General features: G+C 69.3%; 19 protein-coding genes. 9 read left to right on the forward strand and 10 right to left on the reverse strand.

Going from position 1 to position 21,835, the window contains the following annotated elements; all coding sequences use genetic code 11:
• Position 1: 1 nt before the first annotated feature.
• Complete coding sequence (locus ACLJPX_RS31025) at positions 2 to 1,138, reverse strand: epoxide hydrolase family protein (RefSeq protein ID WP_410604031.1); 1,137 nt, start codon at positions 1,136 to 1,138, stop codon at positions 2 to 4.
• Positions 1,139 to 1,201: 63 nt separating this feature from the next.
• Between ACLJPX_RS31025 and ACLJPX_RS31030 the strand changes: the two genes are divergently transcribed.
• Positions 1,202 to 2,155, forward strand: a complete 954-nt coding sequence (locus ACLJPX_RS31030) for a helix-turn-helix transcriptional regulator (protein WP_410604032.1) — start codon at positions 1,202 to 1,204, stop codon at positions 2,153 to 2,155.
• Here the strand turns inward: ACLJPX_RS31030 and ACLJPX_RS31035 are convergent.
• Positions 2,133 to 2,594: a GNAT family N-acetyltransferase gene (locus ACLJPX_RS31035; RefSeq protein ID WP_410604033.1), complete on the reverse strand. Its 462-nt coding sequence runs from the start codon at positions 2,592 to 2,594 to the stop codon at positions 2,133 to 2,135. The two genes, ACLJPX_RS31030 and ACLJPX_RS31035, sit on opposite strands and share 23 nt — an antisense overlap.
• 100 nt (positions 2,595 to 2,694) lie before the next feature.
• Here ACLJPX_RS31035 and ACLJPX_RS31040 point away from each other — a divergent pair, with 100 nt between their 5' ends.
• A complete protein-coding gene (locus ACLJPX_RS31040) occupies positions 2,695 to 3,606 on the forward strand; it encodes an NADP-dependent oxidoreductase (RefSeq protein WP_410604034.1) in 912 nt (303 codons plus the stop codon).
• 50 nt (positions 3,607 to 3,656) lie between these two features.
• Here ACLJPX_RS31040 and ACLJPX_RS31045 read toward each other — a convergent pair whose 3' ends face one another.
• From ACLJPX_RS31045 to pstC, 4 genes are read right to left on the reverse strand one after another with little or no spacing between them, the layout of a single operon-like run.
• Complete coding sequence (locus tag ACLJPX_RS31045; protein ID WP_410604035.1) at positions 3,657 to 5,222, reverse strand: substrate-binding domain-containing protein; 1,566 nt, start codon at positions 5,220 to 5,222, stop codon at positions 3,657 to 3,659.
• Positions 5,219 to 6,037: a phosphate ABC transporter ATP-binding protein gene (locus tag ACLJPX_RS31050; protein WP_410604066.1), complete on the reverse strand. Its 819-nt coding sequence runs from the start codon at positions 6,035 to 6,037 to the stop codon at positions 5,219 to 5,221. The genes ACLJPX_RS31045 and ACLJPX_RS31050 overlap by 4 nt, the downstream gene beginning before the upstream one ends.
• Before the next feature lie 23 nt (positions 6,038 to 6,060).
• On the reverse strand, positions 6,061 to 7,212 hold the full coding sequence (pstA, locus tag ACLJPX_RS31055) for a phosphate ABC transporter permease PstA (protein WP_410604036.1): 1,152 nt from the start codon (positions 7,210 to 7,212) through the stop codon (positions 6,061 to 6,063).
• Complete coding sequence (gene pstC, locus ACLJPX_RS31060) at positions 7,212 to 8,201, reverse strand: phosphate ABC transporter permease subunit PstC (protein WP_410604037.1); 990 nt, start codon at positions 8,199 to 8,201, stop codon at positions 7,212 to 7,214. The genes pstA and pstC overlap by 1 nt, the downstream gene beginning before the upstream one ends.
• 257 nt (positions 8,202 to 8,458) lie before the next feature.
• Here pstC and ACLJPX_RS31065 point away from each other — a divergent pair, with 257 nt between their 5' ends.
• From ACLJPX_RS31065 to ACLJPX_RS31075, 3 genes are all read left to right on the forward strand, one after another.
• Entirely contained in the window at positions 8,459 to 10,813 is a 2,355-nt protein-coding gene (locus tag ACLJPX_RS31065) for a hypothetical protein (protein ID WP_410604038.1), read from the forward strand.
• Positions 10,810 to 11,736, forward strand: coding sequence for a sortase (locus ACLJPX_RS31070; protein WP_369862503.1), 927 nt, complete (start codon positions 10,810 to 10,812; stop codon positions 11,734 to 11,736). The genes ACLJPX_RS31065 and ACLJPX_RS31070 overlap by 4 nt, the downstream gene beginning before the upstream one ends.
• Positions 11,737 to 11,935: 199 nt before the next feature.
• Positions 11,936 to 13,828 (forward strand): S8 family serine peptidase, encoded by a 1,893-nt coding sequence (locus ACLJPX_RS31075; protein WP_410604039.1) that lies wholly within the window; start codon positions 11,936 to 11,938, stop codon positions 13,826 to 13,828.
• A 65-nt stretch (positions 13,829 to 13,893) separates the two neighbouring features.
• Here ACLJPX_RS31075 and ACLJPX_RS31080 read toward each other — a convergent pair whose 3' ends face one another.
• Together ACLJPX_RS31080 and ACLJPX_RS31085 are read right to left on the reverse strand one after the other, a co-directional pair.
• Positions 13,894 to 14,985: a substrate-binding domain-containing protein gene (locus ACLJPX_RS31080; RefSeq protein ID WP_410604040.1), complete on the reverse strand. Its 1,092-nt coding sequence runs from the start codon at positions 14,983 to 14,985 to the stop codon at positions 13,894 to 13,896.
• Between the two features lie 157 nt (positions 14,986 to 15,142).
• A complete protein-coding gene (locus ACLJPX_RS31085; RefSeq protein ID WP_101605845.1) occupies positions 15,143 to 15,550 on the reverse strand; it encodes a DUF1508 domain-containing protein in 408 nt (135 codons plus the stop codon).
• A gap of 221 nt (positions 15,551 to 15,771) precedes the next feature.
• Here ACLJPX_RS31085 and ACLJPX_RS31090 point away from each other — a divergent pair, with 221 nt between their 5' ends.
• Positions 15,772 to 16,512 carry an SDR family oxidoreductase gene (locus ACLJPX_RS31090; protein WP_410604041.1) on the forward strand — a complete coding sequence of 247 codons (741 nt, stop codon included), beginning with the start codon at positions 15,772 to 15,774 and terminating at the stop codon, positions 16,510 to 16,512.
• On the opposite strand, the gene ACLJPX_RS31095 is transcribed toward ACLJPX_RS31090, so the two are convergent.
• Positions 16,509 to 17,543, reverse strand: coding sequence for an SDR family oxidoreductase (locus ACLJPX_RS31095; RefSeq protein ID WP_410604042.1), 1,035 nt, complete (start codon positions 17,541 to 17,543; stop codon positions 16,509 to 16,511). The genes ACLJPX_RS31090 and ACLJPX_RS31095 overlap by 4 nt on opposite strands.
• A 71-nt stretch (positions 17,544 to 17,614) precedes the next feature.
• Here ACLJPX_RS31095 and ACLJPX_RS31100 point away from each other — a divergent pair, with 71 nt between their 5' ends.
• The gene (locus ACLJPX_RS31100; protein WP_410604043.1) at positions 17,615 to 18,514 is read left to right on the forward strand and encodes a LysR family transcriptional regulator; all 900 of its coding nucleotides are present in this window, start codon (positions 17,615 to 17,617) and stop codon (positions 18,512 to 18,514) included.
• Here ACLJPX_RS31100 and ACLJPX_RS31105 read toward each other — a convergent pair.
• The gene (locus ACLJPX_RS31105) at positions 18,494 to 19,939 is read right to left on the reverse strand and encodes an ABC transporter substrate-binding protein (RefSeq protein WP_410604044.1); all 1,446 of its coding nucleotides are present in this window, start codon (positions 19,937 to 19,939) and stop codon (positions 18,494 to 18,496) included. The genes ACLJPX_RS31100 and ACLJPX_RS31105 overlap by 21 nt on opposite strands.
• A 100-nt stretch (positions 19,940 to 20,039) precedes the next feature.
• Here ACLJPX_RS31105 and ACLJPX_RS31110 point away from each other — a divergent pair, with 100 nt between their 5' ends.
• Both ACLJPX_RS31110 and ACLJPX_RS31115 read left to right on the forward strand, forming a co-directional pair.
• Positions 20,040 to 21,377 carry an LVIVD repeat-containing protein gene (locus ACLJPX_RS31110; RefSeq protein ID WP_410604045.1) on the forward strand — a complete coding sequence of 446 codons (1,338 nt, stop codon included), beginning with the start codon at positions 20,040 to 20,042 and terminating at the stop codon, positions 21,375 to 21,377.
• A 14-nt stretch (positions 21,378 to 21,391) separates the two neighbouring features.
• Positions 21,392 to 21,832, forward strand: coding sequence for a hypothetical protein (locus ACLJPX_RS31115; RefSeq protein WP_410604046.1), 441 nt, complete (start codon positions 21,392 to 21,394; stop codon positions 21,830 to 21,832).
• The last annotated feature ends 3 nt before the right edge of the window (positions 21,833 to 21,835 follow it).

Raw genomic sequence — 21,835 nt, forward strand, 5'->3', positions numbered from 1 at the left:
TTCAGCCGCACTTCCGTAGGAACGTACGAAGGTCTTCGGTGAACAGTTCCGGTACCTCCATCGCCGGGAAATGGCCACCGGTAGCGTACTCGGACCAATGGTCGAGCGGACCGTCCTGAAGACTCCGGATCGTGGTGTCCCCGGCGAAGACGGCGATCCCGCGCGGGGGACCGGCCGGTGCCTCGCCGCCCTCGTCCCAGCCGCCTTGCGACAGCTGCCGGTAGGCCTCCATGCCTTCGTACATGGCGTGCGCCGAGGAGGCACCCGCGCCGGTGAACCAGAACAGGCTGACCAGGGCCAGCAGGTGATCGCGATCGACGGCGTCGTCCGGCAGTTCCTTGGCCGGATCGGTCCACTCGGCGAACTTCTCCACGATCCACGCGAGCTGGCCGGTGGGGGAGTCGTGCAGCGAATAGACCAGCGTCTGCGGCCGGGTCGCCTGCATCTGCAGGTAGCCGAGGCCGTCGGCCTGGAACCGGTTGAAGCGCTCGCCGCGTTCGCGGTCCTTTTCCGCGAGGCCGTCCAGGGCGACGGCGGGGCCGAACGGCGTCCCGGCGCTGGTGCCGGTGAGATGGACGCCGGTCACCCGGTGCGCGGCGATCATCGACAGGATGCCCGCGACTCCGGCGCCGGCGTCGGTGCCGTGGACGCCGAAGCGTTCGTAACCGAGGCGGTCCATCAGCGTGGTCCAGGCCTGGGCGACGCGGAACAGGTTGCCCCAGCCGGGCCCGTGCACCGGCGTCGAGAAGCCGTATCCGGGCAGCGACGGGATGACCAGGTGGAATTCGTCGCTCAGCTCGTCGATGACGTTCCGGAATTCGAACGGCGAGCTCGGCCAGCCGTGCGTGAGGAGCACCGCCCGCGCGTCCGGGGCCGCCGAGCGGACATGCAGGAAGTGGATGGTCTGGCCGTCGATCTCGGTGGTGAACTGCGGGAACTCGTTCAGTTCCGCCTCCTGGGCACGCCAGTCGAAGCCGTCGGCCCAGTACTCGGCCAACCCCTTGAGATAGGCGACCGGGACCCCTCGGCTCCAGTCATCGGTGACCTCGTGGGGCCAGCGGGTGCGGCTCAGGCGGTTGTTGAGGTCGTCCAGATCGGCCTGGTCGATCGCGATGCGGAAGGGCTTGATTTCGCTCATGAGGGCTACGCTAGGAGCAATTGCGGAAAGCTTCGTTCCGCGATTGCGGACAAGGTGGGACCCATGGCGGAAACTTCGGCGAGACTGCTGCGACTCCTGTCGCTGATGCAGGCCAAACGCGTCTGGACGGGCCCGGAACTGGCGAGCCGGCTCGGCGTCACGACCAGGACCATCCGGAACGACGTCGAGCGGCTTCGCGGACTGGGTTATCCGGTCGACGCCACACCCGGCGTCTCCGGCGGGTACAGCCTGGGCGCGGGTGCGGCGATGCCTCCGTTGCTGCTCGACGACGAGGAGGCCGTCGCGGTGGCGATGGGCCTGCGGACGGCCGCGGGCGGGACCATCGCGGGGATCGAGGAGACATCGGTCCGCGCGCTGGCGAAACTGGAGCAGGTGCTGCCCTCACGGCTGCGGCGCCGTGTCGAGGCGCTGAATTCCGCGACGCTCGCTGTGCGGGGAGACGGCCCCACGGTCGATCCCGAGGTGCTTTCGGTCATCGCCAACGCCTGCCGCGACCGCGAGACCCTGCGGTTCGATTACGTGGGGCACAACGGATCCGAGACGCGGCGGCAGGTCGAACCGCACCGTGTCGTGCACCTGGGCCGCCGGTGGTACCTCGTCGGCTGGGACGCCGACAGGCAGGACTGGCGTACTTTCCGCGCCGATCGGGTGCGGCCGCGGACTCCCCACGGGCGACGGTTCGAGCAGCGCGAACCTCCCGAAGGCGGCGTGGTCGAGTACCTCCAGCGCGGTCTGGGCACGGCCATGTGGCGGCACCACGCGACGATCCGGCTGCACGCCCCGGCGGCCGAAGCCGCGAGCAAGGTGCCGCCCGCCGTCGTGGTCGAAGCCGTCGACGAGCGCACCTGCCTGCTCAAAGCCGGCGCGGACACGCTGGAGTACCTGGCGCTCTACCTGGGCATGCTCGACACCGACTTCGACGTCGTCGACTCGCCGGAGTTCGCCGGGCACCTGCGCAAACTGATCGGCCGGTTCAGTCGCGCGGTGGACGCTTGACGTCGAAGACCAGTTCCGGGCGCTCCCAGGTGATCTTCGGCGGGCTGGGCGCGACGACACCCACGCGGCGTGCGCCCATCCGCTCGTAGAACCCGGTGGCGGGCGGGTGGGAAACGACGCGGATCTCGGTCATGCCGAGGTCCGCGGCCTGCCCGAGCAGGTGCTCGACCAGCCATGCACCGATGCCGGTGCCCTGGGCGGAATCGGCGACGAACAGCAGGTCCAGCTCCGCCGGATACTCGATCAGGCTGTAAAAGCCGATCACGTCGCGCTGCGCGTGGGCGACGAACGCGGGATGCGTGGCGAGGTAGTCCTCGGTGACCCGGTAGTCCTCGAGAATCGACGCGTACTCCCCTTGGTAGGCGGCGGATTCGTGCAACAGCGCCGTGACCCTGTCGGCGTCGGAAGCGCTTGCCCTGGAGATGCGGTAGCTCGTCACGCTCGAAGCTTAGAACCTCACACCGACAACTCTTGACCTCCAGCTAACTGGAGGGATGAGGCTGGGTTCCGACAGCTGGGGAACGAACTGGAGGAACAAGATGAAAGCGGCCGCGTTCACGGAAGCCGGTGGCCCGGAGGTACTGCGGGTGCTGGAGCTGGAGGAGCCGCACGCCGGGGCGGGGGAGGTCCGGGTGCGGGTGAAGGCGGCGGGGGTGCAACCGTACGACGCGGCCGTTCGGGCGGGCTGGGAACCCACGGGGCTCGAGCTGCGTTGGCCGCGTGTCCCGGGGAACGAGTTCGCCGGGGTCGTCGACGAGGTCGGTTCCGGGGTTACCGGCCTCGTCGCGGGGGCCGAGGTGCTCGGTTTCACCGCCGTTCAGGCCTACGCCGAGTACATCGTGGTGCCCGCGGAGAACGTCACGGCGAAGCCCGCGGAGATGCCGTGGGAGGTCGCGGGCGGCTTCACGGCGGGAACGCAGACGGCGTACCTGGCACTCGACGGCCTGCGGGTCGCCCGCGGCGAGACGCTGCTGATCCACGGGGCGGCGGGCGCGGTGGGCACGGCCGCGGTCCAGCTCGCCGCGCTGCGCGGCGCGCGGGTCATCGGCACGGCGAGCGAGGCGAACCAGGACTACGTCCGTTCGCTCGGCGCCGAGCCGCTGGTCTACGGCGATGGCCTCGCCGATCGGGTGCGAGCCCTCGCGCCGTCCGGTATCGACGCGGCGCTGGACGGGGCGGGCGGGGTCGCGTTCGATCTTTCGCTGGAACTGGTCGGGAATCCGGACCGCGTGCTCACCCTGGTCGACCACGCCCGCGCGCCGGAGGCGGGAGCGCGGGTGGTCACCGGGACGCGGTCGGCCGAGCGCCTGGGGATGCTGGCGTCGTTGTACGCCAAGGGGGAGCTGCGGTTCCTGGTGCGGCGGGCGTACCCGTTCGGCGAGGCCGCGGCGGCCCATCGGGAGATCGAGACCGGGCACGGGCGCGGGAAGGTCGTGCTGACCTTCCCCTGAACCTCGTGAGTGGTAAGGGCGGTTCTAACCGTCCTTACCACTCACGACCCTCAGGCCCTCCGCAGCTTCCGGATCACCCCGCGCACCACCAACGGCGTCACGATCGCCACGAACAACACCAGCGCCGCCCAGCCGCCGAAGCCACCGAAGCCGCCTTCGTCATAAGCCGCCGGTGCGGCCTCTCGCCAGTTCTTCGAGCCGCCGCCCGCCGATTCCTCGTCGGGACCGGCCGTCGCGGTCGTGACCTTGTCGCCGGTGGCCGGGCCGGTGGCCGGACCCGCCGACTTGCTCGGCCCGGAGCCGCCCGGTCCGGCGGCGGGCTTGCCGTTCGGGTTGAGGATCCCCGCGGTCACCAGCGGGTCGGGCGGGCTGGTGGCACCCGAGCCGAGGCTGCCGCGGAAGGTCGGGTTGCCGCAGTTGCCCGCGTTCAGCTGTTTCGGCGGTTGTCCGGTGAGCCGCGAGTTGGAGTTCATGATCTCCTGCGACAGGTTCGGCGGCAGTGGCGAATAGCCGATCCTGGCCATGTTGATCTGGCCGTCGCAAGCGACGTGCTCGAGGAACGCGGTCATCGTGTCGGTCTTGCCCTGGTCGCCGTAGCCGCCGCGGCAGGTGTCCCGGCCGGTCGTGCAGGGCATCATGATGTAGGAATACGCCGAAATCGGGTACGTCTTCGGGTCGGCGTTCGAGTAGACCTTGTCGAGTTTCTGGCTGAGGTCCGGGCGGAGCTCCGCGAACTTCAGTGCTGAAGCGATGTTCTCCGCGTAAGGCTGGGTGTACTGGCCCGCGCCGTTCTGCACCCACGCCGACGGCACGTTGTGGCGCTGCGCGTAGGCGAATTCGTCGTAGGCGACGGAGAACGGGATGGTCGCCTTGCCGATGGCCTGCGCGATCTGGTCCGAGTCCGCGAGCAGCCGGTACCAGTCGGCGTCCGGTCCCCGTTCGGGCAGCTGGATCGGGCGCACCCCGGAGGGCAGGCTGCCCATCCCGTTGCCGACGTTGCGGGAGACGAAGCGCTGGTAGGCGTCGGGCGCCGCATACGCGATGAAGTCGTAGAACAACGCCGTCGTCCCGGACTGCCCGGTCCGCCCCACCAGCGTGATGGGCTGGTCCGGCAACGACTTCCCGCCGTTGGTCGCGGTGATCGCCGGATCGCTCCAGCGGGTGATGTCCCGGCTGAAGATACGGCCGATCACCTCGCGCGTGAGGTGCAGGTAGTCGACCCGCTTCCCGGCCTGGTCGGTCACGTTGTACATGACGGCGACGGCGCCGGCGACGTCCGGCACGTACTGGTAACCGCGGGTCTGCGCGGTCACCCCGCCGCCGCCCGCCGCGAGGAGCGAGGAGACCTCGGCTTCGGTCCCGCCGAAGTCGACCGTGCGGTCGCCGTACTGGTTGACCCCGGCGGGCGAGTTGGTGGCCGCATAGTTGACCGGGATACCGCGCGACGTCGCGCCGTTCTGCCAGTCGGTCATCGCGACGCCGACATAGCTGGACCCGGAGCCGGTGACCCTGCTGAGCGCCGCCGCGCCGGGCGCTCCCGCCACCGAGAGCGACAACAGCAGCGCCGAGACGCCGCCCAAGACGCCCAGCCGCCGCAAGGCCTCTTTCGTCCTCATCCGAATCGCCCGTTCACGTAGTCGAAGGTGCGTTCGTCCGAAGGCTCGTTGAAGATCGTGTCCGTCGGACCGTGTTCGATCACCCGGCCGGGTTCGTTCTCGGCCGCGAGGAAGAACGCGCAGTGATCCGAAACCCGTTGTGCCTGCTGCATGTTGTGCGTGACGATCACGACGGTCACCTCGTGCCCGATCTCGGCGATCGTCTGCTCGATCCGCCGGGTGGACGTCGGGTCGAGAGCGGAGCACGGCTCGTCCATCAGGAGCACGTTCGGCTGTACCGCGAGAGAACGGGCGATGCAGAGCCGCTGCTGCTGTCCGCCGGACAGGGCGCCGCCGGGGGAGCTCAGCCGGTCACGGACCTCGCGCCACAACCCGGCGCGTTCGAGACTCTGTTCCACGAGCGCGTTCTTGTCGTCGCATTTGACGCCGGCGAGCTTGAGCCCGGCGAGCACGTTGTCCCGGATGGACATCGCCGGGAACGGGTTCGGCTTCTGGAACACCATGCCGATGCGCAGCCGGACCTGCTGGGGCCGGGTTCCGTCAGCGTAGATGTCCTGGCCGTCCAACAGGACTTCGCCGGTCAGGGACGCCGACGGCACGAGTTCGTGCATCCGGTTGAGGATGCGCAGGAAGGTCGACTTGCCGCAGCCCGACGGGCCGATCAGCGCGGTCACCTCTTTGGCGGGCATCCGCAACGACACGCCTTCGAGGACCAGCCGGTCGCCGAACCAGGCGCCGATCTCCCGCGACTCGAGTGCGGCCGCGCCGGGCGGCGGGCCGCCGGTCAAGGCGACCTGAGGCCTGCTGGTGTCCACATCGGACAATTCGGTGGTGTCGGTCACCGGTTCTCCTGTGTTCTCAAGGTCTTCTTCGAACTCTTGGCCTTGCGCTTCGATCGGTCACGCCCGACGAACCTGGCGATCGCGAACAGGCTGAAGATGAGCAGGATCAGCACGAGCGCGCCGACGTAGCCGCGCTGCTGGACGTTTTCCAGCGGCTGCTTGATGAAGCGGTAGATGAACAGCGGGATGCTCTCCTGCGGAGCGGAGAACGGGTTGGCGTTCATCGCGAGCGACCCGAACGAGGTGAACAGCAGCGGTGCCGTTTCCCCGGCCACCCTGGCGATGCCGAGGATGACGGCGGTGGTGACCCCGGTACGGGCGGTGGGCAGGACCACCGACCACACCGTCCGTGCCCGGCTCGCGCCGAGCGCCAGCGACGCCTCGCGCAGGCCGTCGGGCACCAGCCGGAGCACCACGTCCACGGTCCGCGTCACCGTCGGCAGCATGACCATCGTCAACGCCAACGTGGCCATCAAACCGTTGTAGCTGAACAGTCCCACGCCCGCCTGGATGCCGGGGATGATCAGCGCCGCGTAGATGAAGAGGCCGGCCACGATGGACGGGAGGCCGCTCATCGCGTCGACCATGATCCGCACCGGGCGGCGGAACCGGGACCGCGTCTCGTTGAGGAAGATCGCGGTGAGCAGGCCCAGCGGGACGACGAACACCAGGGTCAGCGCGGTCTGCTGAAGGGTGCCGACCACCGCGTGCAGCCCGCCGGTCGCGGTGACCGGATCGGTCGGCGCGACCGCGGACATGTCGTGGGAGAAGAAGGCCAGCCGCAGGTAGGGCGCGCCCTCGATGACGATGTAGGTCAGCAGGAACAGCAGCGGGACGAGCAGCGTGAGCGCTCCGGAGACCACGACGGTCGAGACGATCCGGTCCGACGCGGCCAGCCTGCCCAGCCTGTCGCGGGTGACCAGGTAGAGCATCGCCAGGTACAGCAGGTAGGCGACGATCAGATCCGCCAGCCAGCCGGGGGATTCCAGCAGCAGGTGCATGACGAACCAGGTGAGCAGCGTGGCCGACACCGCACAGCCGAGCGCCGCCAGCCTGTCCTGCCGCGTGGTCTCCGACGGGCGGCGCTTGACGAGTTTGCGCGGGCCGGACGTGACCGGGGGAGTCAGTGTTGTGGTCGTCGTGGTCATCAGGCATCCACTCCCGCACCGGACCGGCTCTTCGAGATGATCACCGACGCGGTGAAGTTCGTGGCCAGCGTGAAGAGGAACAGCACCAGGCCCGCCGCCATCAGCCCGGACAGGTACAGCCCAGACGCGCCCGAGTTGTTGGCGATGAACCCGGAGATGGTCGCGCCGCCGAACTGCAGGACGTGCTGCGTGATCTCCGGAACCTGGGGCAGCAAAAGGGAAACGGCGATCGTCTCGCCGAGCGCGCGGCCGAGCCCGAGCATCGAGCCGCCGATGATCCCGCCCCGGCCGAACGGCAGCATGACCGTTTTGACCATGCCCCAGCGGGTGCTGCCCAGCGCGAGCGCCGCTTCCTTTTCGCCGGGGGGAGTTTGCGCGAACACCTCACGGATCACCGAGGTCGTGATCGGGAGGACCATCAGGGAGACCACCAGTCCGGCGATGAACATGGACTGGATGTAGAGCGTGTTCTCCTTGGACTCGAACAAGGGGAACCAGCCGAGGTTTTCGGTCAGCCACTCCGAAACCGGGACGATCTGCGGTCCGAGGAAGCTGAATCCCCACAGGCCGTACAACAGGCTGGGGATGGCGGCGAGCAGGTCGACGAGGCCGGTGAGGAAACCGCGGACCCGGCCGCTGGAGTACTCGGTGATGAACAGCGCCGCGAGGATGCTCAGCGGCACGGCGATCAGGACGGCGATGAGCGCGACCACGATCGTGCCGTAGAGCAGGCCCAGGACGCCGAGTACGCCGGAGGCGGGGTCGAAGCGGATCGTGGTGAAGAAGCCGAAGCCGCTGTTGTCGAAGGCCGGGCCGGACCGATACACCAGGAAGAATCCGATGACCAGGAGGATCCCCAGCATGGTCAGCCCGGCGCCGGTGGTGACCCGGCGGAACGCCCGGTCGGCCCGGGAAAGGACTTCGGTGATCGCCCGCCGCACCGGTGCTCCCGGTGGGGACGGGTCGGGCCGGGGTGGCGCGACGGTCACGAGCGGCCTTCCTTCGTCTCGGTAAGCAAGGGAAATGAGGGCACACCACGTCGCCCCTCGATGCGGCCAGTATGTGGTGCCCGATACCGCGAAAGGTGTCCACGCGGAGAACGCCCGACGGGGCGCGTGTGAATCTGTGCCGGGGCGGGTCCGGGGACGGTTGACCCCGAATGGGCGACTCGGGGACGTTGGTTTCGGCGAGGTTCGTGAACGAGTCCCGCTCTCCGCCGTATGCCCGCGCACCTTGGGAGTCGTCCGTGTTCTTCGTCCGTGCGAGACAAGTCGGGATCTTGCTGATCTGCGGGGTGCTGATGGTCACGGGAGTGTCCGTCCCCGCGGCACAGGCGCAAGCGCCGGCAAACCCGTCCTACACGCTCAAGACCGAGCCCGCGGAGCTGTCGGCGGCCCGCAACGGCGACCCGGTGCGGATCACGGTGTCGGGATTGGCGAGTGGTGCCCAGGCGTCCCTGAAAGTCTGCCCCAAGGTCCTGCCGGACAACCTGATCAAGGTCGCCGGTAAACCGCCGTGGGCGCGGGACAACACCGTCAGCGCGCGGGTCAAGGCCTACTGCGGGGAATTGAAGGACGAGTTCATCGCGAATCCGGCGCATATGGACAGCGCCACGGGACGCCGGAGCAGCAGAACCGGCGATATCGTCATCGACACCCAGATTCCCCTCGGTGCCTCCACCCCGAAAGCGATTATCTGGGACCCGCAGTACACCACCTTCAACAAAAACGCCGAAGGCCAAGCGGACAAACCGCCGACGGTTTCCTGGGCGGACAATCCCGACGTCGTCGATCCGGCGACCGGCGCCAAGACCCGCAAGAAGTATTCCTTCCGGTGCGATGAGCAGAATCCCTGTTCGGTCGCGGTCACGATCACCGCGAAGAACGCCGACGGCGCGTTCGTGACCTGGATCGACAGCTCGATCGAATTCACGCCGACGCAGCAGGAGATCGGCGTCAAGGGCTGCAAGGGCGCCGGTCAGAACACGATCAGCGCGAGCATGCCCGAACGGCTGGGGCGGGCCGCGGTCGCGTGGAACCAGGCTCTCTGCGCGCCCACCCAGGCCGAGCAGCCGGCGAACATCGTGAGCGAGACGGAGAACGCCGGGCTGACCGCGTTCGACAAGGGCACCTCCGACCTCGTGATCACCGGCAGCGGGGGCGCGCTCGCCAGCCAGGCCGTGCGCGACCGGCAGTACATCCCGGTCGGGATCAACGCGGCGGTCGTGGCCGCGGTCGGCTGGTCGCCGACCGACAGCGACGACAACGGCAATTCGCTCAACGCGAAGTTCAACGGCACCCTGCGGTTCACCCACGACGAACTGGCGAACATGGTCACCAAGGGCGGCCAGCAACCCGATCTGGACGGCCGGGGCGGCATCTTCAGGAACGGCTCCGCGCTGGTCGGCCGCAACCCCGGGCTCGCGGCGGTGACGAGGGAGAACGAGGCGAACGCGGCCAGCGCCCGGGCCGGCGCCGAGAGCCTGGACTTCTTCGGGGTGACCGGGGAATCCGGACCGGGCACCGTGCCGCTCGCGTTGAGCAAGGTCCTCTCCGGGGCCGCGCCGACGGCGTGGGTGTTCCCGAAGAAGGGCACCGAATACTTCGGTGAGCTGGACGGGAAGTCGCCAGGGGTGATCTCCGATCTGAACGTGCTCGACCCCGGCGCCCGCTCCTTGCACAACGTCGACGCGAAGACCGGTCAGCTCGCCGTGCGCAAGACCGTGCAGAACGGCGTCGTCGGCACGGGGTTCGTCTGCACCGGCGGGTGCATGAGCTGGGTGATCACCGACCTCGCGACCGCGCGGGCCTACGGCTGGGCGCCGGTCGCGCTTCCGGACGGCAAGGGGAACTTCGTCGCACCGACCAAGGAAAGCCTGCAGCTGGCGGCGGATTCGATGCAGGTCGGGGCGGACGGGACGGTGCAGCCCGGAACCGTGACCAAGGACGGCGCGTACCCGCTGACCTTCGTGGAGTACCTGGCGGCGCCGGTCAATCCGCTGATCGACGCGACCTGCAAGCCGATGACCGCGAAGCAGGCGCAGCTGAAGGCGGTCGCCGAGATGGCGAGCGGCTACGGGCAGGCATTGCTTCCGCCGGGGATGACCCCGTTGAGTCCGGGTCTGGCCGCCGCCGCTCCCGTGCGGGCGGCGAAGATCGGCACCGGGACGGTCAAAGATGCCTGTCAGGAACGGGAAGAAGCGAAGAATCCTCCCGCGGCTGGCGGAAACGGTGCCACGCCTGCCGCCAACTCTTCGTCGACCGGTCCCTCCGGAGGGCTGGGTTCGACGGCCGGGACGTCGGGGACGGCCGCCGCCACGGGGCCCGCTCCCGCGGCCGCGCCCACCCCGGAAAGCGTGCTGGCGGCCAAGAACCTCGCCGAGTCGATCGACATCCCGAAGTTCGCGGGGGCGGGGGTGCTGGGCGCCCTCATCCCGCTGGTGGCCCTGGTGATCCTCGCGACGCTGCCGTCCGCGACGGCGTACGTCGCCGCCGGGCGCCCGGTGCCGCGGTGGCTGGTCGTGGCGCTGGCCGAGATCGGTGCCGCGTTCGCCATGCTCTTCGGTCTCCTGCGGCGTAAATCGGCCGGTGAGACGGCGTGAGCACCTCCGTCGAAGGCAGGCACGCGGCGCCTGAGCAGCCGCCCGCGCCGGAACCGGAGACCCGGTTCCTGAGCTTCGGTCCCGGCTGGATCGGCGCCGTCGTCTTCGCCTGGCTGGTCACCACGCTGGTGGCGCTGGCACTGGTCGTCTACGCGCTGGGGCCGATGCTGCAGTCGAGCGACCAGCGGAAGGCACTGGGGGAGATCCGCGGCGAGATCGCGTTGGCGCTGGGTGCCAGCCAAAGCCTGTTCGGCGCCGGCCCGCCCGCCAAACCGGTCGAGTTCGGCAAGCCCGTCGCCGTCCTGGAGATTCCCTCGCTGAAGTTGCAGCAGGTCGTCATCGAAGGCGCGTCGAGCGGCGAAACCGCTTCCGGGCCTGGTCATGTGCCGGGAACCGCCGGGCTGGGGCAGCCGGGCAACGCCGCGATCGCGGCGCGCAACGCGGGGTACGGCGGTCCGTTCGGTTCACTGGACGCCCTCGAATCCGGAGACGAGATCGTCGTCGCGACGACTCAGGGCAAGTCCGTCTACCGCGTGACCGGAAAGGCGACCCGCCCGCTCGACGAGGGGGCCGACTACGGCAAGACCGAGAACGACCGGCTGACCCTGGTGACGTCGGCGTCCTGGTGGCCGTTGGCCTCGGAAGAGGCGACCGTGGTGACGGCGGTGCTGGAGGGCAGGCCGTTCCGGCCGACCCCGCAGAACGGCAAGGCGGACGCGCAGGACGGCCGGACCGGGGACGGTGACGCGTGGGCCGGGCTCGTGCTGGCTTTCGGCGGTTTCGTGGCGGCCGCGGCCGGGGCGACGTTCCTCTATCGCCGGTGGCGACCCGTTTCCACCTACGTCATCACCGGGCCGGTCCTGCTCACCCTGGCGTCGTTGGCGGCTTTGGCGCTTTGGCGACTCTTTCCGGCCTGGGCTTAGGTCCTGAGAGGGATTTCGGTCTTTTCGGACTTGAAATCCCTCTCACGATGTGGATCTTCGCCCGATACCGACTTTGGTCGGTGGACTCCTCACTGATAGCTCTTTAGATTCTCCCCATTACACCCGGTCAGGGGTAATCCATTCGGGCGGCCGAAGGGATTCCTGTTACGGGATGTTTCGTGAAAACAGGGAGAGTTCGATGAGCAGATTCAGCCGGGTGGTCACATGCTCGGTTCCGGTCGCGGTCGGTGCTTTGCTGCTGTCGACCGCGGTTTCCGGTGCCCAGCCGTCCGAGGAGGCTCGCACGCAGGCCGGGATCAGCGCGCTGCAGAGCATCAAGAACAGCCTCACCCCCGCTGAGCGCAAGCAGTCGAGCCAGCTCGTCGTCGAGAAGCGCCTCCGCGCCGACAAGGGCCTGGCGGGCAAGCTGCCCGAGTACCGCACCGGACTGGGCGTGAGCAACGCCGGCACCGTCGCGGTGGACATCAAGGGCGCCGGACAGTCCCTGGTGGACGCCGTCAAGGCCGCGGGCGGCACCGTCCGCTACGCCTCGCCCGCCGGTGCGATCCGCGCCGACCTCCCGCTCGGCGCGGTCGACGCGATCGCCGGACGCGGGGACGTCGCCGAGGTCAAGGCCGCCTCCCAGGCGATGACCTGGAACGAGTCCGCGCCGCAGGAGCGCCGCAAGGCCACGGCCACGCAGGCCGCCGCCGCGCTGCAGGTCGCCGAGGGCGACAAGGCACACGGCAACGACACCGCCCGCACCAAGTACGGCGTCAACGGCGCGGGCCAGAAGGTCTGCGTCCTCTCGGACGGCATCAAGTCGCTCCAGGCGTCCCAGACCGCGGGCGAGCTGCCCGCCGTCGACGTTCTCCCCGGTCAGGCGGGCAGCGGTGACGAGGGCACCGCGATGCTCGAGATCATCCACGACATGGCTCCCGGCGCCGCGCTCGGTTTCGCGACCGCGTTCACCAGCGAGCAGAGCTTCGCCGACAACATCCGCGCCCTGCGGACCACCGGCAAGTGCACGATCATCGTCGATGACGTCTCCTACTTCGACGAGTCGCCGTTCCAGGACGGCCCGGTCGCGCAGGCCGTCAACGACGTGACCGCGGCGGGCGTGCTCTACTTCTCCTCCGCGGGGAACTCGGGCAACCTGACCGACGGCACCAGCGGCTACTACGAAGGCGACTTCCGCGGCTCCAGCAGCAAGATCTCCGGGATCACCGGGACGCCGCACGACTTCGACCCGAGCGGTACGACCCAGCTGTACAACGCGCTGTCGCCGAACTCGGTCGGCCGCTACGTCACCCTGTTCTGGTCCGACCCGTGGGGCAAGGCCACCAGCGACTACGACCTGTTCGTCCTGAACTCGTCCGGTTCGGTCGTCGCCTCCAGCGAGGGTTCGCAGAACGGCACCCAGAACCCGTACGAGATCGCCCAGGTCCCGGCCAGCGGCTCGGGCTTCAAGGTCGCCGTGGTGAAGTACAGCGGCTCCGACCGGTTCATCGCGCTCAACGTCATCCGTGGCCGCTTCGTCCCCTCGGGTTCGCTGAAAGCCTTCAGCACCAACGGTGTCACCTCAGGTCACTCGGCAGCCGTCAACGCCTTCAGCGTCGCGGCCGCCCCGGCCGCCGGTGCCTTCGGCCGCGCGCTCGAAACCGGTGACCCGGCGAACCCGGCGGGTCCGTTCCCCGGCCTGTTCACCGGCGCCAGCAAGTGGGAGCGGTTCACTTCGGACGGTCGCCGTCACCAGTTCTACAACCCGGACGGTTCGGTGATCACCCCCGGCAACGTGTCCTCGACCGGTGGCGCCACCCGGAACAAGCCGGACATCACCGCGGCCGACGGCGTCGCGACCTCGGTGACCGGGTTCCAGCCGTTCTTCGGGACCTCCGCCGCCGCGCCGAGTGCCGCCGCGATCGCCGCGCTGCTCAAGCAGGGCAAGCCCGCCGCGACCCCGGCCGAGATCAGGAGCGCCCTGGTGTCGACCGCGATCGACCTCGGTGCCCCGGGCTTCGACCCGGTCACCGGCGCGGGCGTGATCATGACCGGCCCGGCGCTGGCCGCGCTGGGCGTCGCCCCCAAGTAAGCAGGACAAAGGAAAACGGCCCGGTGCGCGCGAGCGCACCGGGCCGTTTCGCTGTTTCAGGAGCTTCAGGACTTGACGCAGGACAGGCCGTTCGGGCCCGAGATGGTCAGGAAGCCGTACCGCTTGATGGTGGTGGCGAGCTTGCCACCGCACAGCGGGCTGGCGGTCGCGGCCGTGTCACCGGCGGCGAAGCCGACGGCGCGCTGGGCCTGGTCGTAGCTGGGGGTCCGGGTGTCGAGCACGTTGTAGACGCTGCGCGAACCGAGGAACGCCGTGGTGAAGGCCGGGGTGTAGTTGCCGGCGGAACCGGAAACCGGGGAACCGTTGAAGCCGGCGCCGGTCAGCGGGTTGACGGTGAAGCCCGCACGCTTGTCCGCGACGACCGTGTTGCCCTGCGCGATCCACTGCGCGATGGAGAACGGGGCGATCGCCCGGGCGCGGTCGGCGGCCGGGATGGAGTTGCCGTCGTGCTCCTGGAACCGCTTGATGGTGACCGGCTTGGTGGTGGGGTCGAAGCCGAGGACGGTCGTGGTGAAGAAGCTCAGCGTGCCGGAGCCGGTCTGGGGCAGGTAGACGATGATGGCGGCGTTGGCGCCACCGACCTGGTTCCAGTTGGTGATGGAGCCGTCGTAGATGCCGCGCAGCTGCGCGAGCGACAGGGTCAGGCCCGCGCCCGAGCCGGTCGCCGAGGAGGACCAGGTGACACCGTCGGTGGCGAAGGCGTAGTACTCGAACGACGCGGGGTCGGACGAACCGCGGGGCGAGGACGACCGCGCGATGTCGATCTTGCCGTCGGCGGCGTCGCCCGAAGCCTTGAGCGCGGCCTTGCCCTGGGACGAGCCGTTCGGCGGCAGGTTGGTCGTGGTGTTGTAGACGACCTGGTCGGCGTACAGGTCACCGGGAACGGTGAAGGTCGCGCCCGAAGCGAGCAGCGGCGGGATGTTGACGTGGTTGTCGGGGTCGCTGTTCCAGGCGGCGCCGTTGGCGTTGGCCAGGATCGCGCCGGTGATGTCGACGGTGGTGTCCGAGCCCGCGGCGGCCAGGACGTCTTCGAGGCCGTTGGCCGGGGCGACCGCCGAGGCGGTACCGGTCAGGGTGAGGCAGGCACACGCGGCGATCGCGGTGGCGCCGAGAAACCGAGTGGTACGAGCACGCATCTTGTTTGCACTCTTTCTCTAGTCCCCAAGTTGTCACGGGATTCCGTGACCTGCCGCCAATACTCGCTCCGCAACACTGTCCTGCCGCGGTGCTTCGCGTTCCCGCCCGACGTCATGGTGGTTAATCTCCGGGGAACGCACTTTCCGTGATCGGCCGTCACGGAAAAGGATTCGGTGAATGTCCGGCGGAATTGCGGCGGTATTTCCGCCGCCAATCGGCTATGGTCTCGATCCCTTCGCCGATGGCGGCCTCGGTGGTGGCCGACCGGAACCGGTCGAGTCCGCGCTGCGCCTCGATACGTCGTCCGTAGGCATGGCTGGCGATCGCGACGATCCGGTCGCCCGCGTGCAGGCGCCAGCGCCATCGACCCCCGCTGAGATGACTGAAGTCGCTGGTCAGCTCGGCTATGTGTGTGTTGAGCCAGGTGATCGCGACGAGGCATTCCTCGGCTCGCGGATAGTCGTCGGGGGCCGAGCCCAGCGACACGTTGTTGCCGCCGAGCAGTCGCCATCGGATGGTCTCGTCGCCGGTCTGGACCAGCTGGAAGCGTGGATTCTTCTTCACTGTTCACCGCTCAGAAGACCCTGTGAACGGTGTGAATTCCCCCTGGGCACATCCGGTGAATCGCCGCGATGTGGTGAAGGGGTTACCGGTTTTCATGAAGGCGCGACGGCCGCCGGGTGAACGTTTTCCCTCGGCGGAGGCGCGCTAGCCTGAACGGACGCGGGTAATCGGAAAACAATCACCGAGCCGGATCGGTCCGGCACGGTCTGCGAGGAGGATCGATGGACAACGGCAGGACCGCGGTCGTCACCGGGGCGGGCTCCGGGCTCGGCAGGGAGATCTCCCGCGCGTTACTCGGCGCCGGCTACCGGGTCGCGCTCGCCGGCCGCCGTGCGGACGCGCTGGCCGAGACCGCGGGCGGGGACCCGAAAGCGCTTCCCGTGTCCACCGATGTCGCCGACCCCGATTCCGTCGCCGCGCTGTTCGAGACGGTGCGCGCGGAGTGGGGGCGGCTGGACCTTCTGGTGAACAACGCGGGTGTGTCGGTGGGCGGGACGGTCGACGAACTGTCCTTCGCGGACTGGAAACGCGCCGTCGACACCAACCTGACCGGGATGTTCCTGTGCGCGCAGCAGGCCGTGCGGCTGATGAAGGCGCAGGATCCGCGCGGCGGCCGGATCGTCAACAACGGGTCGATCTCCGCGCACGCGCCGCGGCCCGCGTCCGTCGCCTACACCGCGACGAAACACGCGGTCACCGGGCTGACGAAGTCGATCTCCCTCGACGGCCGCGCCTGGAACGTCGCTTGTGGACAGATCGACATCGGCAACGCCGCCACCGAGATGACGCTGCGGATGGCCGACGGCATCCCGCAGGCCGACGGCGGCGTCAAGGTCGAGCCGACCTTCGACGCCCGGCACGTCGCGGACGCCGTGCTGTACATGGCAGGGCTGCCACTGGACGCGAACGTCCAGTTCCTGACCATCACGGCGACCACGATGCCGTACATCGGGCGGGGTTAAGGGATCACCTTCGCCTTCTTGAACTCGTCGAACAGCCGGAAGAACATCGACGACGTCTCGGCGTACTCGTGGAAACCGGCCCGTCGCGCCTTGGACCCGTCCGCGAACATGTCGTAGTCCCAGCTGAACACGAAGTCGGCGAAGCCCCACGACGACGAGACTGCGCTGTACGGCACCTCCAGGCCGTACTTGGCCGCGAGGGAGTCCCACAGCTGCTCCTTGTCCGCCATGACGACGTCGAGGGACATCGGCAGCGGCGGCGCCACCTCCAGCTCGAAGTACGCGGCGATCTTCGGCCAGAGTTCGCTCCAGCGGAACAGGTCGCCGTTCGCGATGTTGTACGCCTCGTTCGCCGAGCCGGCGGCCCAGGTGGTGGCCTTCGCCAGCAGTCCGGCGTCGGTCATCTCCAGGAGGCTGTCGTACGCACCCGGCTTGCCGGGGAAGCGCAGCGGCAGGCCGAGTTCCTTCGAGATCGACGCGTAGACGGCGATGGCCAGCGCCAGGTTCATCGGGTTGCCCAGCGCGGTTCCGCCGACCACCGACGGCCGGATCGCCGACCAGGTCCAGGTCTTCCCGGTCTGCCGCCGTTCCAGGAATTGCTGCTGGTCGACGTTGAACTCGGGCGGCATGTGCCCGGCGTCGTCCTCGCGCGCCGGGGTCTTGAACGGGCCGAGGTGGGCGCCGTAGACCTTGTAGCCCTGCATGAGGCTGATATGGCGAAGGCCGGGCGCGGCGGGTTCGATCGCGTCGACGAGGTTGGTCAGCATCGCCAGGTTCGGCGGGACCAGTTCGGCCCAAGTCGGCTTGTCGACATAAGCCGCGTAGAACACGTGCGTGACGTCGTCCAGTCCGCCGAGCTTCGCGCGGGTGTCGTCCGCGTCGAGCAGGTCGACGGCGATCTGGCCCGGGCCGCCGCGCCGCGACAGGCCGATGACCCGCCAGCCGGGCTGGGTTTCGAGGTGGGTGATCAGGTTCTTGCCGATGACCCCGTTGGCTCCGGCGACCAGGGCGACCTTGCGTTCTTCGTTCATGTCACCGAGCCTGGCCCGGCGCCAGGGATAAGTCCAAGGCATAGATATCACCGCTCCGATAAGCTGCGTTCATGACCAGCCTGCGGCAGCTCGAGTACCTGGTGACCGTCGTCGACACCGGCTCCTTCACCCGCGCCGCGGAACTGCTGCACGTGACACAGCCCGCGCTGTCGCACCAGATGCGCGCGCTGGAGAAGGGCGTCGGCGGCCCGCTGCTCGAACGTCTGCCGCGCAGCGTCCGGCTCACGCCGATGGGCCGCGCCATGCTGCCGCACGCCCGCGCCACCCTCGCCGACGCCGAACGCGCGCGGTGCGCGGCCCGGCAGGCGTCCGGGCTGGAAGCCGGGGAACTGCAGATCGCCACGGTCTACTCGGTCGGCCTGGGTGTCCTGCCCGCGGCGTTGCGCGTATGGCGCCGGGAGCGGCCGGAGGTCGACGTCCGGCTGGTGGAGTTCCGGCACGCGGACGAGCTCCGGGATGCCATGGCGGCGGGAGAGGCCGACGTCGCGGTCGGCCCGGTCCCGCCGGGCTGGGACGGGCCGGTGCGCGAGATCGGCACCGAGGAGTTCGTCGTCGTCCTGCCGATCGACGGGCCGCGTGAGGACGACGGCACCGGCGTCGTCGACCTCGCGACCCTCGCCGACTGCGCGTGGGTGCATTACGCGCCGGGCAACGGCCTGGCCGATCTCGTCGACCAGGCGTGCGCCGCGGCCGGGTTCCAGCCGAGGGCCGCCGTCCGGACCGAACAGAGCGCGGCGGCCCCGGTGCTCGCCGCGGCGGGCCTCGGTCCCGCGCTCGTCCCGGCCAACGTGCTGCCCGCGGGCTTTCACGGCCGTGTCCTGCGGCCCGAACCGGCGATCCGGCGCACACTCGCCGCCTACTGCCGGAGCACGCCCGACCCGCTGACCTCGGCCTTCATCGACGTCGTCGCGGGGGAGTGCACGCTCGGGTCACCGCACGGAAGCCGCTGACAGGTCCACGCCCCCGAATGGCGTCGCCTTCACTTCACCCACCCGGTCCGCCCAGACGGCGTGCCCGTGTCCGGACCACAGCGGGGCGACCGGGAGATCCCGCAGCAATTGGTTCTCCACCAGCCGGTAGACCTCGCCGCTTTCGGCGGATTCGGTCTCCTCTGCCGATTTCAGCAGGTCGGCGAACCCGTCGCTGGAGTAGCCGGTGGCCTTCACGATTTCGGACAGCACCTCCTGCGGGCTCGGCGTCATCAGGTTCAGCTCGATCGCGAACGGGCCTTGGCCGGGCTCCGGGGCGAGCGGGACACCGACGGCCTTGGTGACCTGTTCCGCCAGCGGGCGCAGCCAGTTCGCCGTAGACTGTCCGAAGTGGACTGGCGTACCGGCGGGGAACTCCGCCTGGGTCACCAGGGATTTCCCGGCTCCGGCGTCGAACGTGCAGGGGCGGCAAGTGCTGCTGCGCTCGCCGGGGGCGACGGCGGGCGGCAGGAGCGACTTCGCCGGGTCCACCTGCTTGCCGAGAACGCCCGCCTCCAGCGCGGCGCGGTCGCTCGCGAGCGCGAAGCCGTGCCGGACGGTCGCGTCCGAGAAGTGTGCAGCGGTCAAGGGGAAACCGAGGTAGGCGGCGCTGGGCAGCGCCCACATCACGTGCCGCTGCGCGAAATCCGTGTGCATGGCCTCGTGGCGATCGCCGGGGACCGCCGTGGAGAGATCGAGCTTCCCCGCCTTGACCTCGTCGTACTGCGCCGCCGCGTCCCCGGTCTTCAGCTCGATCACGCGTGCCTTGCCCGCCGCGTCCGTCACGCGGACGAGTTTGCCGCCCGAGGGCTGCCAGTCCCCGTCCAAGCGGAAAGGCCCGTTGCCGACGGGGTGCCGGGTGAATCCCGCCCAATCGCGCGAAGCCAGCACCGATCCGGGGAGCGGGACCAGCGCGGGCGACGAGAGCAGCGCCGGGACCTGCCCGGACGGGCGGTCGAGGACGAGCTTGATCGTCAACGGGTCGGGCGCGGTGATCTCCTTGGCCCGCAAGAGATCCTTGACCACGCGTGACGCCTGCCAGTTCTCCTGGCCGATCGCCTTCCAGGTGTCCACATAGGACTGCGACGTCACCGGGGTGCCGTCGTGGAACTGCCCGCCGTCCTTGAGCTTGACCGTCCAGGTCGTCCGGTCGGCGCTGGTGACCGACTCGGCCGCCCGCGGGGTCGTTTTCCCTGTCGCGGGGTCGTAATCGCCCAGCGGCGTCCACAGTGCACCGGCGAGCATCCGCCCGGACTGGTCGCGGACGTCGGCGGGCAGGAGGGTCGCCGGGGCGGCCAGGCCGACGCGGAGAACGTCCGGTGCGGGCGGTTCGCCGGATTCCGAGCAGCCCGCCGCGAGCAGGGCGGCGGCGAGGAGCGGTGCCAGAAGACGCAAGCGCATGGTCATGTCATAGCAGTCTTGCCCCGACCAATGGCGGTTGTGCGGGCAAAGTGGTGATCATAAGGTGTGGGGATCAGCCTGGGAGGTTTCTGTGCGAGGAAACTGGTTGCTCCGTTCATGCCTGGCGATCACCACGGTCACGGTGACCCTGATCGCCACGGGCCTGCCCGCCGCCGCTTGCGGCGAGGAGGACAAACCGGCGAGTGAGAAGGTCCGGGTCGCGGGGGCACCCGGCGCGGTGAAGAACGTCAAGTCCGTCGGCAACGTGCCCGACGCGCAGGGCGCCATCGCCATGGGCTTCCTGCAGTACGGAAACCGCGACGTCATGGCCGTTTCCGGCGAATTCGGCCTGAAGGTCTACGACCTCACGAAGAATCCGACGGCGCCGAAGCTGATCGGCGAGGTCAGCCTTCCCGGTCTGTGGGAAACCGAGGACACCGAGGTCGACGTCAAACGCAAGCTGGTGTTCCTCGCGCGGGACCCGCGGGCCTACGGCGGCACCACCCAGACCGGCGAGTCCGGCATCTACATCATCGACCTGAAGAACCCGGACAAACCGGCCCTCCTGAGCTACACCAAGGTGCCCGCCGGGCACACCACCAGCTGTGTCGACGACTGCCGGTACCTCTGGACCGGCGGCCCGGCGAAGGCCGCGAACCAGCCGGCGGACTGGGGCGGCCGCCCGATCTGGGTGACCGACATCCGCGATCCGCGCAACCCCAAGACGTTCCCGAACCCGATCGAACTCGCGCGCAACGACGGCAAGACCGACTACGTGCACGACGTCCAGGTCGACGCCGAGGGCGTGGCGTGGGTGTCCGGCCGGGGCGGCGTCCGCGGCTACTGGACCAGCGGCCACCACCGCGATCCCGTGCTGGGCAAGGTCCGCCGTGCGACGGCGTTCGAACCGGTGCCCTACGCGGGCGGCGGGGTCGAGGAGACGGCGGCGCCGTCGAAGTTCATGCACAACAGCTTCCATCCGGCGGGACACCGTTCGGCCGAAGGCGCCGACTCGAACCGCTGGCGCGGCCGCGATCTCATCTACGCCACCGAGGAGAGCTTCCTCGACGGCTGCGCGGGTGACGGCGTGCTGACGATCTCGTCGCTGCAGAACTCGTACAACGGCGAAGGCTGGCGCTCGACGCCGGAGAAGCCGTTCCGGCTCAAGTCCGTCGGCACCTGGAGCGTGGCCGGACAGGAAGGCAGCGACCCGGCGTCGGGCGACTGCTCCGCGCACTACTTCGACGTCCGCGGCAAGGTCCTCGTGCAGTCGTTCTACTCGCAGGGCACGCGCTTCCTCGACGTCAGCGACCCGACCGACCCGAAGCAGATCGCCTACTTCCGGCCGGCGGACGCCGCCGCGTGGGCGCCGTACTGGCACAAGGGTTACGTCTACGTCGCCGACAACACTCGCGGAATCGACATCCTGAAGCTCACCGCCTGAGCGAAGATGTCCCCATGCGCACTGTGGGGAAGACATGGGTGATCACGGCCGCGGTCGTCCTGACCGCGGCCTGCACCTCGCCGCCGCCGCCCAAGGAACCGGTCGTGTCCACCGATCCGGCGCCGGTCGCCGAGGAGTTCCCCGAGGTCGGCGAGATCGTCGAGGCGTCCTGGGTCGAGGAGAGGATGGGCGTCTCCGAAGGCCGCATCGAGGCGCCCGGTCCGACAGATCTCCGGTTGTCCGCGGTGGTGAAGCTGCGTCCCGAAGCCGTGTCGAAGGTGATGACCGGCAAGAACTGCCACGCCGGTGCTCCGGTCGCACCGGAACCGCTGAAGGCACTCCTGCCCACCGGTGTCGCGTGGCTCTCCTGCGAGCTCCCCATGACCACCAAGTCACGGACCGCGTTCGTGTCCGCCGGTTCCGAGAAGGCCTTTCTGACCTACACGACGATGTAGCGA

The sequence above is a fragment of the Amycolatopsis sp. lyj-90 genome, from assembly GCF_046549035.1.
Taxonomy (GTDB): Bacteria; Actinomycetota; Actinomycetes; order Mycobacteriales; family Pseudonocardiaceae; genus Amycolatopsis.

What these genes read in the sequence shown, in the direction of transcription:
- ACLJPX_RS31025 (WP_410604031.1), bottom strand. Translation starts at nt 1,138, where the DNA reads ATGAGCGAAATCAAGCCCTTCCGCATCGCGATCGACCAGGCCGATCTG.
- ACLJPX_RS31030 (WP_410604032.1), top strand. Translation starts at nt 1,202, where the DNA reads ATGGCGGAAACTTCGGCGAGACTGCTGCGACTCCTGTCGCTGATGCAG.
- ACLJPX_RS31040 (WP_410604034.1), top strand. Translation starts at nt 2,695, where the DNA reads ATGAAAGCGGCCGCGTTCACGGAAGCCGGTGGCCCGGAGGTACTGCGG.
- ACLJPX_RS31045 (WP_410604035.1), bottom strand. Translation starts at nt 5,222, where the DNA reads ATGAGGACGAAAGAGGCCTTGCGGCGGCTGGGCGTCTTGGGCGGCGTC.
- pstA (WP_410604036.1), bottom strand. Translation starts at nt 7,212, where the DNA reads ATGACCACGACGACCACAACACTGACTCCCCCGGTCACGTCCGGCCCG.
- ACLJPX_RS31075 (WP_410604039.1), top strand. Translation starts at nt 11,936, where the DNA reads ATGAGCAGATTCAGCCGGGTGGTCACATGCTCGGTTCCGGTCGCGGTC.
- ACLJPX_RS31080 (WP_410604040.1), bottom strand. Translation starts at nt 14,985, where the DNA reads ATGCGTGCTCGTACCACTCGGTTTCTCGGCGCCACCGCGATCGCCGCG.
- ACLJPX_RS31090 (WP_410604041.1), top strand. Translation starts at nt 15,772, where the DNA reads ATGGACAACGGCAGGACCGCGGTCGTCACCGGGGCGGGCTCCGGGCTC.
- ACLJPX_RS31095 (WP_410604042.1), bottom strand. Translation starts at nt 17,543, where the DNA reads ATGAACGAAGAACGCAAGGTCGCCCTGGTCGCCGGAGCCAACGGGGTC.
- ACLJPX_RS31100 (WP_410604043.1), top strand. Translation starts at nt 17,615, where the DNA reads ATGACCAGCCTGCGGCAGCTCGAGTACCTGGTGACCGTCGTCGACACC.
- ACLJPX_RS31105 (WP_410604044.1), bottom strand. Translation starts at nt 19,939, where the DNA reads ATGACCATGCGCTTGCGTCTTCTGGCACCGCTCCTCGCCGCCGCCCTG.
- ACLJPX_RS31115 (WP_410604046.1), top strand. Translation starts at nt 21,392, where the DNA reads ATGCGCACTGTGGGGAAGACATGGGTGATCACGGCCGCGGTCGTCCTG.